Annotated in this window: 9 protein-coding genes and 3 pseudogenes; 7 read left to right on the top strand and 5 right to left on the bottom strand. The window is 65.3% G+C overall.

All coding sequences use genetic code 11. From position 1 onward, the window contains the following. Positions 1-37: 37 nt before the first annotated feature. A complete protein-coding gene (locus IDT60_RS02760) occupies positions 38-1,552 on the bottom strand; it encodes an XRE family transcriptional regulator (protein ID WP_164202462.1) in 1,515 nt (504 codons plus the stop codon). A gap of 149 nt (positions 1,553-1,701) precedes the next feature. Here IDT60_RS02760 and aceA point away from each other — a divergent pair, with 149 nt between their 5' ends. After that, complete coding sequence (gene aceA / locus IDT60_RS02755; protein ID WP_164202464.1) at positions 1,702-3,018, top strand: isocitrate lyase; 1,317 nt, start codon at positions 1,702-1,704, stop codon at positions 3,016-3,018. Between the two features lie 220 nt (positions 3,019-3,238). After that, the gene (gene aceB / locus IDT60_RS02750) at positions 3,239-4,891 is read left to right on the top strand and encodes a malate synthase A (protein WP_191080781.1); all 1,653 of its coding nucleotides are present in this window, start codon (positions 3,239-3,241) and stop codon (positions 4,889-4,891) included. A gap of 210 nt (positions 4,892-5,101) precedes the next feature. On the opposite strand, the gene IDT60_RS02745 is transcribed toward aceB, so the two are convergent. The 3 genes from IDT60_RS02745 to IDT60_RS02735 form a co-directional block, all read right to left on the bottom strand. Next, positions 5,102-5,926, bottom strand: coding sequence for a DDE-type integrase/transposase/recombinase (locus IDT60_RS02745; protein WP_191080268.1), 825 nt, complete (start codon positions 5,924-5,926; stop codon positions 5,102-5,104). A 176-nt stretch (positions 5,927-6,102) separates the two neighbouring features. Further along, on the bottom strand, positions 6,103-6,537 hold the full coding sequence (locus IDT60_RS02740; protein ID WP_191080267.1) for a hypothetical protein: 435 nt from the start codon (positions 6,535-6,537) through the stop codon (positions 6,103-6,105). A 100-nt stretch (positions 6,538-6,637) separates the two neighbouring features. Continuing rightward, positions 6,638-7,834, bottom strand: coding sequence for a CynX/NimT family MFS transporter (locus IDT60_RS02735; protein WP_191080780.1), 1,197 nt, complete (start codon positions 7,832-7,834; stop codon positions 6,638-6,640). Between the two features lie 166 nt (positions 7,835-8,000). Here IDT60_RS02735 and IDT60_RS02730 point away from each other — a divergent pair, with 166 nt between their 5' ends. Continuing rightward, a complete protein-coding gene (locus IDT60_RS02730) occupies positions 8,001-8,957 on the top strand; it encodes a D-2-hydroxyacid dehydrogenase family protein (protein ID WP_191080779.1) in 957 nt (318 codons plus the stop codon). A gap of 28 nt (positions 8,958-8,985) precedes the next feature. Here the strand turns inward: IDT60_RS02730 and IDT60_RS02725 are convergent, their stop codons facing one another. Further along, on the bottom strand, positions 8,986-10,194 hold the full coding sequence (locus IDT60_RS02725) for an ROK family transcriptional regulator (RefSeq protein WP_191080778.1): 1,209 nt from the start codon (positions 10,192-10,194) through the stop codon (positions 8,986-8,988). 161 nt (positions 10,195-10,355) lie between these two features. Here IDT60_RS02725 and IDT60_RS23495 point away from each other — a divergent pair. The 4 genes and pseudogenes from IDT60_RS23495 to IDT60_RS02705 all read left to right on the top strand — a co-directional run. After that, positions 10,356-10,778 (top strand): annotated as a pseudogene (locus IDT60_RS23495) (sugar phosphate isomerase/epimerase family protein); the annotation flags it as partial. A gap of 59 nt (positions 10,779-10,837) precedes the next feature. Further along, positions 10,838-11,230 (top strand): annotated as a pseudogene (locus tag IDT60_RS02715) (gfo/Idh/MocA family oxidoreductase); the annotation flags it as partial. A 10-nt stretch (positions 11,231-11,240) separates the two neighbouring features. Further along, complete coding sequence (locus IDT60_RS02710; protein ID WP_191081800.1) at positions 11,241-12,440, top strand: Gfo/Idh/MocA family protein; 1,200 nt, start codon at positions 11,241-11,243, stop codon at positions 12,438-12,440. Position 12,441: 1 nt separating this feature from the next. Continuing rightward, positions 12,442-13,390 (top strand): annotated as a pseudogene (locus tag IDT60_RS02705) (sugar phosphate isomerase/epimerase family protein). Positions 13,391-13,395: the final 5 nt, after the last annotated feature.

Raw genomic sequence — 13,395 nt, 5'->3', positions numbered from 1 at the left:
TAAAACCCGCATTAAGTGAGAGAGCGTCCGCCCGGGGTCAGGTGGCGGAGTGGGCCTGCAGGAAGCTGTACACCTCGGTTTCGTCCACGCCGGGAAATGCGCCCGGCGGCATCGCGGCCAGCAGGTGCGAGTGGGCCCGGGCCGAGGGCCACGCGTTGCCGGCCCATTCAGAGGCCAGCGCCGCGGGTGGCCGCTTGCAGCAGTTGGGGTCCGGGCAGGTGGACTTCTCCCGGGCGGTGGTTTCCCGGCCGCGGAACCATTTCACATGCTGGTACGGAACGCCGATCGACAACGAGAACTCGCCGGTTGCCGAGCGCTCGGTCCGGGCCGTGCACCAGAATGTCCCCGACGGTGTGTCCGTGTACTGGCTGTAGGCGCTGAACTTGTCCGGCACATCGAACACGGCCCGCGAGGTCCACGACTTGCAAGACGGTTGGCCCTCAATGGCGCCGGTGTGGTCCATCGGGAACGTCACGCCGTCGTTCTCATAGGCCTTGTAGATGATGCCGCTCTGGTGGGTTTTTTGGAAGTGGGTGGTGATCCCGAGGTGCTGCGTGGCCAGGTTGGTGAAACGGTGCGCAGCGGTTTCGTAGGACACGGCGAAGGCGTCGCGGATGTCCTCAACAGCGATCTCCTTGGCCGTCTTCGCCTTTTGCAGGAAGTCAACGGTGGCCTGTTCGGGCAGCAGCAGCGCCGCCGCGAAGTAGTTGGTGGCAACGCGCTGGGCCAGGAAATCCCCATAGCTGCGCGGCGTCTCATGCCCCAAAACGTAATGGCCCAAGGCCTGGAGCAGTACCGAACGGGGGTCGTGATCCTGCCGCTGGCTCTGCGTCAGGTAAATTCTTCGGTTCTTCAAATCTGTCACGGAACGGGTGGAATGCGGCAGATCGCCCACGTGATGGAGGCTGAATCCGAGCTTCTCGGCGATGTCGGCGATCACGTGCTGACTGAGCGGTCCTGCGGTGTAGCCCACCAGCCCGAGCACCTTCTGCGCCTCAGCCTCATACTCCGGAAAATAGTTGCCGCGCTCGCGCATCATGGCACGCAGTTCACCGTTCGCGCGGCGTGCCTCCTCGGGCGTCGCCACCTGCTCGTTGAGCTTGCGTTCCAGCTCGTGCAGCAGCCCCACCTGGGCCTCCAGCACATCAAGCGGAAGCCGCGAGCTGATGCGGATCTTAGGCAGATTCAACGACTCGTAAAGGGGCCCGCGCTGGTAGCGTTCCAGCTCGATTTCCAGGGCCGCGCGGCGGCTCGGCGGCTCGGCACCCAGCAGCTGGTCGATGCTCACGTTGAGGGCCGCGGCGAGTCCCTGCAGCAGCGAAAGTTTGGGTTCCCGCTTGCCGTTTTCGATCAGGCTCAGCTGGCTCGGCGCAGTCCCGACGGCGGCACTCAGGTCATCGAGCGTGTACCCAACCTGCTTCCGCAGGTGCCGCACGCGGCGGCCCAGGCTGATGACGTCCAGTTCCGGTGCGATGGCGGACGACGGCGGCGGTGCGGCTTCGCGATTCCAGCTTCCAGGTGACATTTCTTGAGAATACGCGAAGAAGTGCATTTCTTTCCATACTTTTCCCCTAGAGAAGTGTTTGGAAGTGCTGAAAAGTAGTGATCACGGAAAGAAACACCGCACCGGGACAGCCGGCCGGATCTGCAACGAGGCAGCCCGGCCGGCGATAACCCGGAGCTCAACCAAGGAGATCAACGATGACTGCAGCATTTGAGCCCACCCAGCAGACGCCCGCAGAGCAGGCCGCCGCACTGGAGCTTGAGTGGGCCGCCAATCCCCGCTGGGAAGGTGTGACCCGTGATTACAAGGCTTCCGACGTCGTCAAGCTCCGCGGCCGTGTCTCCGAAGAACACACCCTGGCCCGCCGCGGTGCCGAGAAGCTCTGGAAGCAGCTCACCGAAGAGCACAAGACCGGCAAGTACACCAACGCCCTGGGCGCCCTGACCGGCAACCAGGCCGTGCAGCAGGTCAAGGCCGGGCTGCGGGCCATCTACCTTTCCGGCTGGCAGGTTGCCGCCGACGCCAACAACTCCGGCCACACCTACCCGGACCAGTCGCTGTACCCGGCCAACTCGGTTCCCACCGTGGTCCGCCGCATCAACAACGCCCTGCTCCGCGCCGACCAGATTGAATTCTCCGAAGGCGTCCAGACTGTTGAGGACTGGATGGTCCCGATCGTTGCCGACGCCGAGGCCGGCTTCGGCGGCCCGCTGAACGCCTACGAACTCATGAAGTCCATGATCCAGGCCGGCGCCTCGGGCGTGCACTGGGAGGACCAGCTCGCCTCCGAGAAGAAGTGCGGCCACCTCGGCGGCAAGGTGCTCATCCCCACCCAGCAGCACGTCCGCACCCTGAACGCCGCCCGCCTGGCAGCCGACGTCGCCGGCACCCCGTCGGTGGTCATCGCCCGTACCGACGCCGAGGCAGCCACCCTGATCACGTCCGACGTTGATCCCCGCGACAAGGAATTCGTCACCGGCGAACGCACCCCGGAAGGCTTCTACAAGGTCCGCAACGGCATCGAACCCTGCATCGCCCGCGCCAAGGCCTACGCACCGTACTCCGACCTCATCTGGATGGAGACGGGCACCCCGGACCTCGAGCTGGCCCGCAAGTTCGCCGAAGCCGTCAAGGCCGACTTCCCGGACCAGATGCTCTCCTACAATTGCTCCCCGTCCTTCAACTGGCGCAAGCACCTGGACGACGCCACCATCGCCAAGTTCCAGCGTGAACTCGGCGCCATGGGCTTCACGTTCCAGTTCATCACCCTGGCCGGCTTCCACGCCCTGAACTACTCGATGTTCGATCTCGCCCACGGCTACGCCCGTGAAGGCATGAGCGCCTACGTCGAGCTCCAGGAAAAGGAATTCGCCTCCGAGTCCCGCGGCTACACCGCAACCAAGCACCAGCGCGAAGTCGGCACCGGCTACTTCGACGACATTGCTACCGCGCTCAACCCGAACGCGTCCACCCTCGCATTGGTCGGATCGACCGAAGAGGGCCAGTTCCACTAAAACTCCCGACGGCGGCGCTCACCTCCGGCCTTCGGACCGGCATCGCTCTGCCTGCTATTCCCCATGCCCGCCCCATGACCTCGTAGAACTCGGTCGGGGGCGGGCACAGGGCCCCTTTTACGCAGGCTGCCGCGTTACCGGCTCCTTCGGCCTTGTACCTCGCTCAGCGCAGTGCCGCCGGCCGCCGTCGAACTTCCCTTTCGTCTTTAAGGAGACAGAAATGAACAGCTTCACAGACAACTTCACTATCAACGGAATCACTTTGACCGCGCAGCCTATCTGCCGGCAGAACGAGGTTCTGACTCCGGATGCTTTGGAGTTCGTCGCAAAGCTGCACCGGGCCACGGCTGAGCGCCGGCAGGAGCTGCTGCAGGCACGCCGGACCCGCCGGGCCGAGATTGCTGCCGGCCAGGATCCGCGGTTCCTTCGGGAGACCGAGGACATCCGCAACGACCCGTCGTGGCGCGTCGCTCCCCCGGCTCCGGGCCTGGAGGACCGCCGCGTGGAAATCACCGGCCCGGTGGATCAGAAGATGACCATCAATGCCCTGAACTCCGGCGCGAAGGTCTGGCTCGCGGACATGGAAGACTCCTCCACCCCCACCTGGCGCAACGTGATCAAGGGCCAGCTGAACCTCACCGATGCGCTGGAACGCCGGATCGACTTCACCTCCCCCGAGGGCAAGGAATACAAGCTCCGTCCCGCGGGCGAACTGCCCACCATCGTGGTCCGCCCCCGCGGCTGGCACCTGCCCGAGAAGCACATGATCATCGACGGCGCCCCGGTAGCCGGCGGCATCGTGGACTTCGGCCTGTACTTCTTCCACAACGCCCGCCGCCTCCTGGCCCAGGGCAAGGGCCCGTACTTCTACCTGCCGAAGATCGAGAACCACCTCGAAGCCCGGCTCTGGAACGACATCTTCATCCTCGCCCAGGACCTGCTTGGCATCCCGCAGGGCACCATCCGCGCCACCGTGCTGATCGAGACCATCACCGCAGCCTTCGAAATGGAGGAAATCCTCTACGAACTGCGCGACCACGCCGCCGGGCTGAACGCCGGCCGCTGGGACTACATCTTCTCCCTGATCAAGAACTTCCGCACCCGCGGCCCCCGGTTCGTCCTGCCGGACCGCGCCCAGGTAACCATGACCCAGCCCTTTATGCGCGCCTACACCGAACAGCTGGTCCGCGCCTGCCACAAGCGCGGCGCCATGGCCATCGGCGGCATGGCCGCCGCCGTCCCCAACCGCAAGGACGAAGCGGCCAACACCAACGCCTTCGAAAAAGTCCGCGCAGACAAATCCCGCGAGGCCAACGACGGGTTCGACGGCTCCTGGGTGGCCCACCCGGACCTCGTTCCGGTCTGCCGCGAAGTGTTCGACGCAACCCTCGGCGAGCGCCCCAACCAGCTGCAGCGCACCCGCGAGGACGTCATCCCCGATGACCGCGCCCTCATCAACGTGGCCGCCACCGAAGGCACCATCACCGAACAGGGCATCCGGAACAACATCGAGGTCGGGATCCGGTACATCGAGTCCTGGCTGCGCGGGAACGGCGCCGTCGCCATCCACAACCTCATGGAAGATGCCGCCACCGCGGAGATCTCCCGTTCCCAGCTCTGGCAGTGGATGTATGCCTCCGCCATCACCGACCACGGCGAAATCATCACCCACCACTGGATCGAGGCACTGCTCGACGAAGAGTTCGCCCGCCTGGAACGCTTCGACGGCGACCGCTTCGAAGACGCCCGCGACATCTTCGAAGAAGTCACCCTCAGCCAGGACTTCCCGTCCTTCCTGACCCTCCCCGCCTACGCCCGCTACCTCACGGAGGCACGGGAAAAGGCAACCCAGGAGGAGCTCGCCGCAGCGTAGAGACGCACAGATTTCCGTCCGCCGGGCAGGCACGCCCTTCGCAACAGGCACCCCCGAGATCCGGGGCGCCGGCCCGGCGACGGAACACCCCTTGGGCGCCCCCGGGACGCTCTCTCACTTAATGCAGGAAAACCGCCGACGCTCTCTCACTTTCTTCAAAAAAGTGAGAGAGCGTCGGCGGTTAAGCGCAGGTTGTCAAGCTGTGTGGAGTCATTGGGTTTGTTGTGTGGGTGTTTTTGTTGTCGGGAGGTTGATTCCGGCATGGCTGGCTGGGGCTGGTGTCGTTGGGCGCTGGTGGAATCGTTCGGGGTGTTTGTTGTAGTAGCGCTGTAGTGCCTGGTCCCGGGTTTTCCAAACTTCCTTCCATGAGCCGTCATGGACTTCGGCGGGCGAGAACAGTGCGATGCCCGAGTGTTTGTGTTGGGTGTTATACCAGGGCACGTAGTCGGCAAGGTAGGCCCGGGCGGCCTCGACTTCTTTGAACACACGGGGGTAGCCGGGCCTGTACTTCATGGTCCGGAACCCGGACTCGGAGAAGGGGTTGTCGTTCGAGACGTAGGGCCGGTTGTGGGAGAGCTCCACGCCGTGGCCGGTGAGAGCTTCGCGGAGCAGGTTTGATCGCATCGCCGGCCCCGAGTCGGCGTGAACTATGCGCGGTGCGCCATACCGGGCGATCGCGGTTTCGAACATCTCCACAGCGAGATGGTCCGCCTCCCGTTCCTCGACCCGCCAGGCCACCATGCGGCGGGAGTAGATATCAAGGACCGAGTAGGCCTTGAACGACCGTCCCCGCCAGGGTGAATACAGATCGGTGATGTCCCAGGACCAGACCTGCCCCGGGCCCGTGGCCATCACCACGGGCTTCTCCCGCGGGGGCCGGTTCTTCCCTGTCCTGGTCGGGATCGCGGGGCGCAGCATCTGGTCCTCGATCTGCGCCGCGACCCGCCACCATGTGCGGCGGGAAGCGAGCATCACCCCCGCGTCCCAGGCAGCCGCGTAGGAATGATCAACGGAGACCTGGTTGGCCCAGCCCACCAGGATGTATTCGCAGATCCGGTCGCGGTCATTGGCGCTGACACGTGACTGGTAAGCGCGTTCAGACTGTCCGAGCGGGTCCTGGACCCCTGCGCGGGGATTCTGCCGGTAGTGCCAGGTCGAGCGGGATACGCCGGCGAACTCGAGGGCTTGCCGTTGCGAGCCGGTGAGCGTTGTCAGTTGCCGGACGAGGATGTTCTCGGCTTCGATGAACCTTTCGGATCTTTCGTCCGGGCCGTATCGGGCTCTGGCACGCTCAACTCGTGCAAGAGCCCGATAGCTTTTCCCAAGGCTGTATTCGTGCCTTCAAGATCACGAATACGGCCCTTGAGCTGTTCGACTTCGGACTGGTGTTCAGCGATCTCTTTGGCGCGCGCTTTCTCAAACGCGGACCACTCGCCATTCGTGCGGGCCATGTTCCCATGCTCTCGTGGAATCAGATTCCGGTCGAGGTCACCCTCTTGCACCATCCTCCGCCAGCGCCGGAACGTCCACTCAGTCACTGGCTGGGAGGCAAGCCATTCCTTCCTCGTCCCGTACGGCTGCACGTAATACTGATGCACCAACTCCCGAATCTCATCGCGGCTAATACCTCGCGCACCAACAGTCATGTCTGCTCCTGCTCCTCATCAATCATTGGCTGACTCACAACCAGCCTGACGTAGAGGGAAGCCACATTAAGTGAGAGAGCGTTGGGGGGTGGGGGACGCGTCAGCGCCCCTTCGGCACCAGCCGCACGGAGAGGGTTGTGCTGACGAAGAAGACGAGCGTGGAGGCCAGGATAACGAGCAACGCCGGGGTCCAGGAGTCCGCGGTGTCGTGCACGAAACCGACAAGGGGCGGAGCCACAGCGGCGAAGCAGTAACCGATGCCCTGCACCGTGGCGGACATTTTGCCGGCGGAGACCTGGTCCTTGGCCAGCTTGATGATGGCGATGAAGATGATGGTGATCCCGCCGCCCTGGGAGATGCCGCCGGACACAGACCACAGCCACCACAGCTCCGGTGCCAGCAGCAGCCCGGCCGGAACGGCCGTCCAGAGGACGCCCAAGGCGACTGCCGTCGTCGTCGTACTGAAGTATTTGGCCGCGAACGGGACGCCGAGCCCTCCGACGATGGCGAAGATCTGGAACAGCGACGAACCCGCCCCGGCCGCCGCTGCGGACATATCCAGCTCGTCGTTGAGGTAGCTGGGCAGCCACGCCGTGACGGCATAGTAGGAAAAGGCCTGGCCGGCGAAACCGAAGGTCAGGCCGGCGGTGATCCAGCCGGAACCGCTGACGGCAGCGTGCTCCTGCCCGCCATTGGTCACAACGCCGGAGGGCACAAACGCGGTGCGGGGTCCCACTGCGAACGTCCAGACAACAATGGCCACCACCGCCAGGACACCGACGGATGCGAGTGCCACACGCCAGCCGGCCACTTCTGCCAGCGGCGCCGTGGCCACGGACGTGGCAAAGGATCCGATGTTGAGGGCTGCGGTGTAAACGCCCATGGCTGTGCCCTGCCGCCACGGGGAGAAGTCGCGGCGGATGATCAAGGGCACCGCGATGTTACCTACGGTGATTGCCAGGCCGATGATGACAGTGCCTGCCACGACCGGCCCCGGGCCGCCCGCAGACCGGACGATAACGCCCGCCAGCACACCGAGGATGGTGAGGGATACGGCGAACTCGGCACCGAACTTCCGGGTGGACAGGGACGCCAGCGGGGCGGCGACGGCGAAACACAACACCGGGATGCTGGTCAGCAGGCCAAGCATCACCGGGGAGAGTCCGAGATCCGCCTGGATCAGGTCCACCACGGGGGCCACCGCGACGAAGGGACCACGCAGGTTGAGCGCCAGCAGTCCGATGCAGGCCAGCAGGATCCATGACTGCGGAACCTTCGCGAGGAAGCGTCCGCTCATGAGATACCTTGGCGGGTTAAAAACGATTTGATCACCCGATATTGCTATCACGCCGTGGTGATCAGGACACCACCGCCGGCGGCGGGCAGCCCTGGCATACGATAAACCCACGCCGCCCCGCACGGGTTCGGTAGGTGCCCGCGAACCGTTGGACAAAGGAAAAGACATGCAGCATCGGCTTGCCATCCTCGACGATTACCAGGACGTGGCGCATGGCTTCGCGGACTGGGCCTCGCTGAAGGGGGTCTCCACGTCCGTCTTCCGGGAGCCGTTCCAGTCGGAGGATGCCCTGGCTGCGGCACTTGCCGACGTCCAGATCGTGGTGGCGATGCGGGAGCGGACGCCGTTCCCGCGCTCCGTGCTGGAGCGGCTTCCCGGGCTCAAGCTTCTGGTGACCACTGGCATGGCCAACGCCGCGATCGACGTGGCCGCCGCAGAAGAATTCGGCATCACCGTCTGCGGCACGCCCGGCTCGCCTACCGCAGCCCCGGAACTGACGTGGGGGCTGCTGCTGGCGCTGGCCCGGCATCTCCCGGCCGAGGAAAATTCGCTGCGTGCCGGCACCTGGCAGACCACCGTGGGGATGGAGCTGTCCGGCAAGACCCTGGGCGTTGTGGGCCTGGGCAAAATTGGACGCCGGATTGCCGGGTATGGTCAGGCGTTCGGGATGGACGTGCTGGCCTGGAGCCAGAACCTCACCGAAGAGGCCGCCGCCGAGGCCGGAGTGCAGAGGGTCAGTAAAGAGGACCTGTTCAGGAATTCCGACGTCGTCACGCTGCATTTGCGGCTGTCTCCCCGTTCCGAGGGGATCGTGGGAGAACGGGAGCTGCGGCAGCTTGGGCCCGAGGGCCTGCTGGTAAACACTTCACGCGGCCCCCTTGTGGAGCAGGACGCCCTGGTGCGCGCGCTGAACGAGGGCTGGATCCGCGGGGCTGCCCTGGACGTGTTCGATGCCGAACCGATCCAGGCGGCCCACCCGCTCCTCAGCACGCCCAACACGGTGCTCTCCCCGCATCTTGGCTACGTCACGGAAGAAAGCTACCGGCAGTTCTACGGCGGGGCGTTCGAAGACGTCAAAGCCTGGCTTGAGGGGTCGCCGGTGCGGGTGATCGCTGCCGGGTGATTTGCTGGCGGCGCGCCGAAGGCTAGTCCTAGACGGCCGCCTGGATGGTTGCCTCAATGGCAGCCGGCGACAGCACGTACTGCGTGACCAGCTGGCTTGCCCCAAGGATCGCCGCCTGGTCCCCGGCCAACGACAGGGCTATGCGCAGGTGGCTGGTGGCCAACGGCAACGACCGCCGGTACACCACCTCGCGGACGCCGGCCATCAGGTGTTCGCCAGCCTGCCCCAAGCTTCCGCCGATCACGATGACGGACGGGTTAAGCAGGTTTACCACGGTGGCCAGCACGTCGCCCACATCGCGACCCGCCTGGCGCAGGGCGTGGATGGCCTTCACGTTGCCCTCACTCACTAGCCGCAGCACATCGCTGCCCTTGCGAGCGGGGACACCATGCCGCGTCAATTCAGCGGCGAGCGCCGGCCCTGATGCGAGCGCTTCCAGGCAGCCGTAGTTCCCGCACCGGCAGAGCACGTCGTCGCCCCGCGGAACGCGCACGTGGCCGACGTCGCCCGCAGTCCCGTTGGCGCCGCGTTGCAGTTCGCCGCTGCTGATGATCCCCGAGCCGACGCCAGTGGCAACCTTGATGAACACGAAATCCCCGTGGTCGGGCCAGTGCGACGTCCACTCCCCCAGCGCCATGATGTTTACGTCGTTGTCCACCAGCACCGGCACCGGCAGCGAGCCCTGCACATAGCGGACCACGTCGAAGCCGTCCCAACCAGGCATGATCGGGGGCTTGACCGGCCGCCCGGTAGCATGCTCCACGGGACCCGGCAGGCCGATCCCGACGCCGGCCAGCTCGCGAGTGCCCCTTCCTGCATTCTGGAGCAGGACCATGCCTTCCTTGACCACCCTGCCCAGCACGGTGTCCGGACCGGCGGCTACGTCCTGGGTCAGCCGCCGCTCCGTCAGAACATTGCCACTGAGATCGGTGACTGCCACGATAACGTGGGTGGCACCGACGTCCACCGCCAGAACTACGCGTGCTGCTGGGTTGAACGCAAAGCGCGACGGCGGCCTGCCGCCGCTGGAGTTCCCTTCTCCCGCCGGGCCCACAAGGCCGGATGCGATGAGTGCATCGATGCGGGCCGTCACGGTTGAACGTGCCAACCCGGTGGTCAGGGCCATCTCCGAACGGGTGCGTGCCCTGCCGTCCCGCAGGAGCTGGAAGACATCGCCGGCTCGGGGAAAGCCCGGTTGGTCCGGGGAAGCAATCTCGGTTGCGGGGGCGGGGATCATGGTTCATGAATAACACACCATGCTTCTGTCTGCCACACCGAACAAAGGATGTCAGTGGGCATTCGACTTTTGCTTGACGCTCGACATAAGTGCTCCTAGTTTTAGTGAAGGCCACACTTGGCAACCAGTCACCGTGGATTCGTCTGCTCACAGGAGACCCAATGAAGTATTCCCTCCAGCTCTACACCCTCCGCGATGCATTGGAGGCGGACCTTCCGGGCACCATCCGCAGGGTCGCCGACGTCGGCTTCACGCAGGTGGAGCCCTACAACTTCGTGGACACGGCTGAAGCACTCGGGGAGGCACTGAAGGAAAACGGGCTGACCGCCCCGTCCGGGCACGCCCCGCTGCTCAGCCAGGACCAGGACCGGATCTTCGCGGCGGCCAAGCAGCTGGGCATCTCCACCGTCATCGACCCCTTCATCCCGGCCGGGTCCTGGCAGCGGGCCGAGGACATCCAGGCCACCGCGGCGAAACTCAACGAAGCCGCAAGGAAAGGCGCGGAGTACGGCATCCGCGTGGGGTACCACAACCACCAGTGGGAGCTGGAGTCCACAGTGGAGGGCCGCACCGCGCTGGAGTACTTCGCGGACCGGTTGGATCCGGACGTTGTCCTTGAAGTGGACACGTACTGGGTCGCCGCGGGGCATCCTCGCACAGCGTTTTCTCCTTCGAATCGCCACGCATCAGGATGGGTTTCGTGGAGATCACCGGCACGGAGGCCACCCTTTCCCTGCCCGATCCGAACTATTTCGACGGCGACGTCCGGCTTTGGCGGGCAGAGGATGAGGAGTGGACCACGATTCCCGCAACCGGCCCGGCCAACGGCCGCGGCATGGGCGTGCTGGACATGGCCCGGTCCATCCGCGCAGGTGTGCCCCACCGCGCCATCGGGGACCTGGCCTATCACGTGCTCGATGCCATGGTCTCAATCTCTGAGTCCGTTGACTCCGGCACATTTGTCAACGTCGAAAGCTCCGCACCAGCGTCTCCCGCCCTCCCCGAGGACTGGGCGCCCGAAACCGCCACGCTTTAGGGGCCGCACCATGACCGCACAGAATCCATCCCCCCAGGGCCCCTCGCAAGGCAGGAAAACGCTCGGCGTCGCGATGATCGGCTACGCGTTTATGGGCAAGGCCCACTCCAACGCGTGGCGCAACGTGGCGTCCTATTTCGACGTCCCGGCCTTCGAGCAGAAGGTCCTCGTGGGCCGCGACGCTGCCGGAGTGGCGGAAGCCGCCGCGAAGTACGGCTGGGCAGAGACCGCGACGGACTGGCGGTCCGTCCTGGACCGCGGGGACATCGACATCGTGGACATCTGTGCCCCGGGCTGGATGCACGCCGAGATCGCCATCGCGGCACTCGAGGCCGGGAAGCACGTCCTGGTTGAGAAGCCGCTCGCGAACACCCTTGCGGAGGCCGAAGCCATGACCGCCGCCGCGGCAGCCGCCCGCGGCAAAGGCGTCCAGTCCATGATCGGTTTCAATTACCGGCGCGTGCCGGCCCTGGCGCTTGCCCGGGAACTGATCGCTGAAGGCAGGCTTGGCACCATCCGGCACGTGCGCGCCGCGTATCTGCAGGACTGGCTCGCCGACGCCGGGTCTCCCATGACCTGGCGCCTGCGCAAGGAAACCGCAGGTTCGGGTGCGCTGGGAGACATCGCGTCCCACGCGATCGACCAGGTCTTGTTCCTGCTCGGCGGCACCGTCACCGAGGTCTCCGGCCGGCTGCACACTTTCGTTTCCGCCCGCCCCGGGGCGGACGGACCGGAACAGGTAACGGTCGACGACGCCGCATGGGCCACGCTGACCCTGGACTCCGGAGCAATCGCCTCAGTCGAGGTCTCCCGCGTGGCAACCGGCCAGAAGAACAGCCTGAAAGTCGAAATCTACGGGGACAAGGGCTCCCTCCTGTTTGACCTGGAAACCATCAACGAACTCAGCTTCCAGGACGCCACACTCCCGGTCCGCGAACAGGGTTTCCGGCGCATCCTCGTCAACGAACCGGAACACCCGTACATGGCTGCCTGGTGGCCGCAGGGCCATGTGATCGGCTGGGAACACACCTTTACCCACGAAATCAGGGACTTCCTCGCGGCCGTCGACGGCGGAACCCCGCCGTCGCCGTCGTTCGAAGAAGGCCTGGCCGTGCAGCGGGTGCTGACGGCCATCGAAGAATCCGCCAACGCCAAGTCCGCCACCGTTCAACTCAGTACCGCCCCCGTCCGCGCCATTGAAGGAGCCTGACATGCCCCGCCCGTACACCCTGTTCACCGGCCAGTGGGCCGACCTTCCGTTCGAGGAAGTCGCCAGGCTCGCCTCCGGCTGGGGCTACGACGGCCTCGAAATCGCCGTGTCCGGTGACCACCTGGACGCCTGGCGCTGGGACGAACCCGGCTACGTCGAAGGCAAACTCGCCGTCCTGGACAAGTACAACCTCAAGGTCTGGGCTATCTCCAACCACCTCAAGGGCCAGGCCGTGTGCGATGACCCCATTGATTTCCGCCACGAAGCCATCGTCGGGTCAAAAGTCTGGGGCGACGGCGATCCCGAAGGCGTGCGCACCCGCGCCGCCGAGGAAATGAAGCACACCGCCCGGCTCGCCAAAGCCCTGGGCGTGGACACCGTCGTCGGGTTCACCGGATCCTCCATCTGGCGGCTACCAGGATTTCGCCGACCGCTGGAACCCCATCCTGGACGTCTTCGACGAATGCGGGGTCCGCTTCGCCCACGAAGTCCATCCAAGTGAAATCGCCTACGACTACTGGACCACCGTCCGCACCCTCGAAGCGATCGGGCACCGTCCGGCGTTCGGGCTCAACTGGGACCCGTCCCATTTCATGTGGCAGGGCATCGACCCTGTCTCCTTCATCTGGGACTTCAAGGACCGGATCTACCACGTGGACTGCAAGGACACCAAGCTCCGCCCCACGGGCCGCAACACCGTCATGGGCTCGCACCTGCCCTGGGGCGACCCACGCCGCGGCTGGGACTTTGTCTCCGCCGGACGGGGCGACGTCCCCTGGGAATCGTCCTTCCGCGCGCTGACCGCGATCGGCTATGACGGCCCCATCTCGGTGGAATGGGAGGACGCCGGCATGGACCGCCTCCACGGCGCGCCCGAGGCCCTCGCCGCCCTCAAGAAGTTCGACTTCGCGCCGTCGAACACGTCCTTCGACGCGGCGTTCAAGCAGTAGCAAAT

Origin of the sequence: Pseudarthrobacter sp. BIM B-2242, from assembly GCF_014764445.1 — a bacterium.
Classification (GTDB): Bacteria; Actinomycetota; Actinomycetes; order Actinomycetales; family Micrococcaceae; genus Arthrobacter; species Arthrobacter luteus_A.
Note: the sequence above shows the minus strand (reverse complement) of the source record. Positions and strands in the feature narration are given on the sequence as shown.

Coding starts and splice junctions, on each gene's coding strand:
- IDT60_RS02760 (WP_164202462.1), bottom strand. CDS start 1,552: ATGCACTTCTTCGCGTATTCTCAAGAAATGTCACCTGGAAGCTGGAAT.
- aceA (WP_164202464.1), top strand. CDS start 1,702: ATGACTGCAGCATTTGAGCCCACCCAGCAGACGCCCGCAGAGCAGGCC.
- aceB (WP_191080781.1), top strand. CDS start 3,239: ATGAACAGCTTCACAGACAACTTCACTATCAACGGAATCACTTTGACC.
- IDT60_RS02740 (WP_191080267.1), bottom strand. CDS start 6,537: ATGACTGTTGGTGCGCGAGGTATTAGCCGCGATGAGATTCGGGAGTTG.
- IDT60_RS02735 (WP_191080780.1), bottom strand. CDS start 7,834: ATGAGCGGACGCTTCCTCGCGAAGGTTCCGCAGTCATGGATCCTGCTG.
- IDT60_RS02730 (WP_191080779.1), top strand. CDS start 8,001: ATGCAGCATCGGCTTGCCATCCTCGACGATTACCAGGACGTGGCGCAT.
- IDT60_RS02725 (WP_191080778.1), bottom strand. CDS start 10,194: ATGATCCCCGCCCCCGCAACCGAGATTGCTTCCCCGGACCAACCGGGC.
- IDT60_RS02710 (WP_191081800.1), top strand. CDS start 11,241: ATGACCGCACAGAATCCATCCCCCCAGGGCCCCTCGCAAGGCAGGAAA.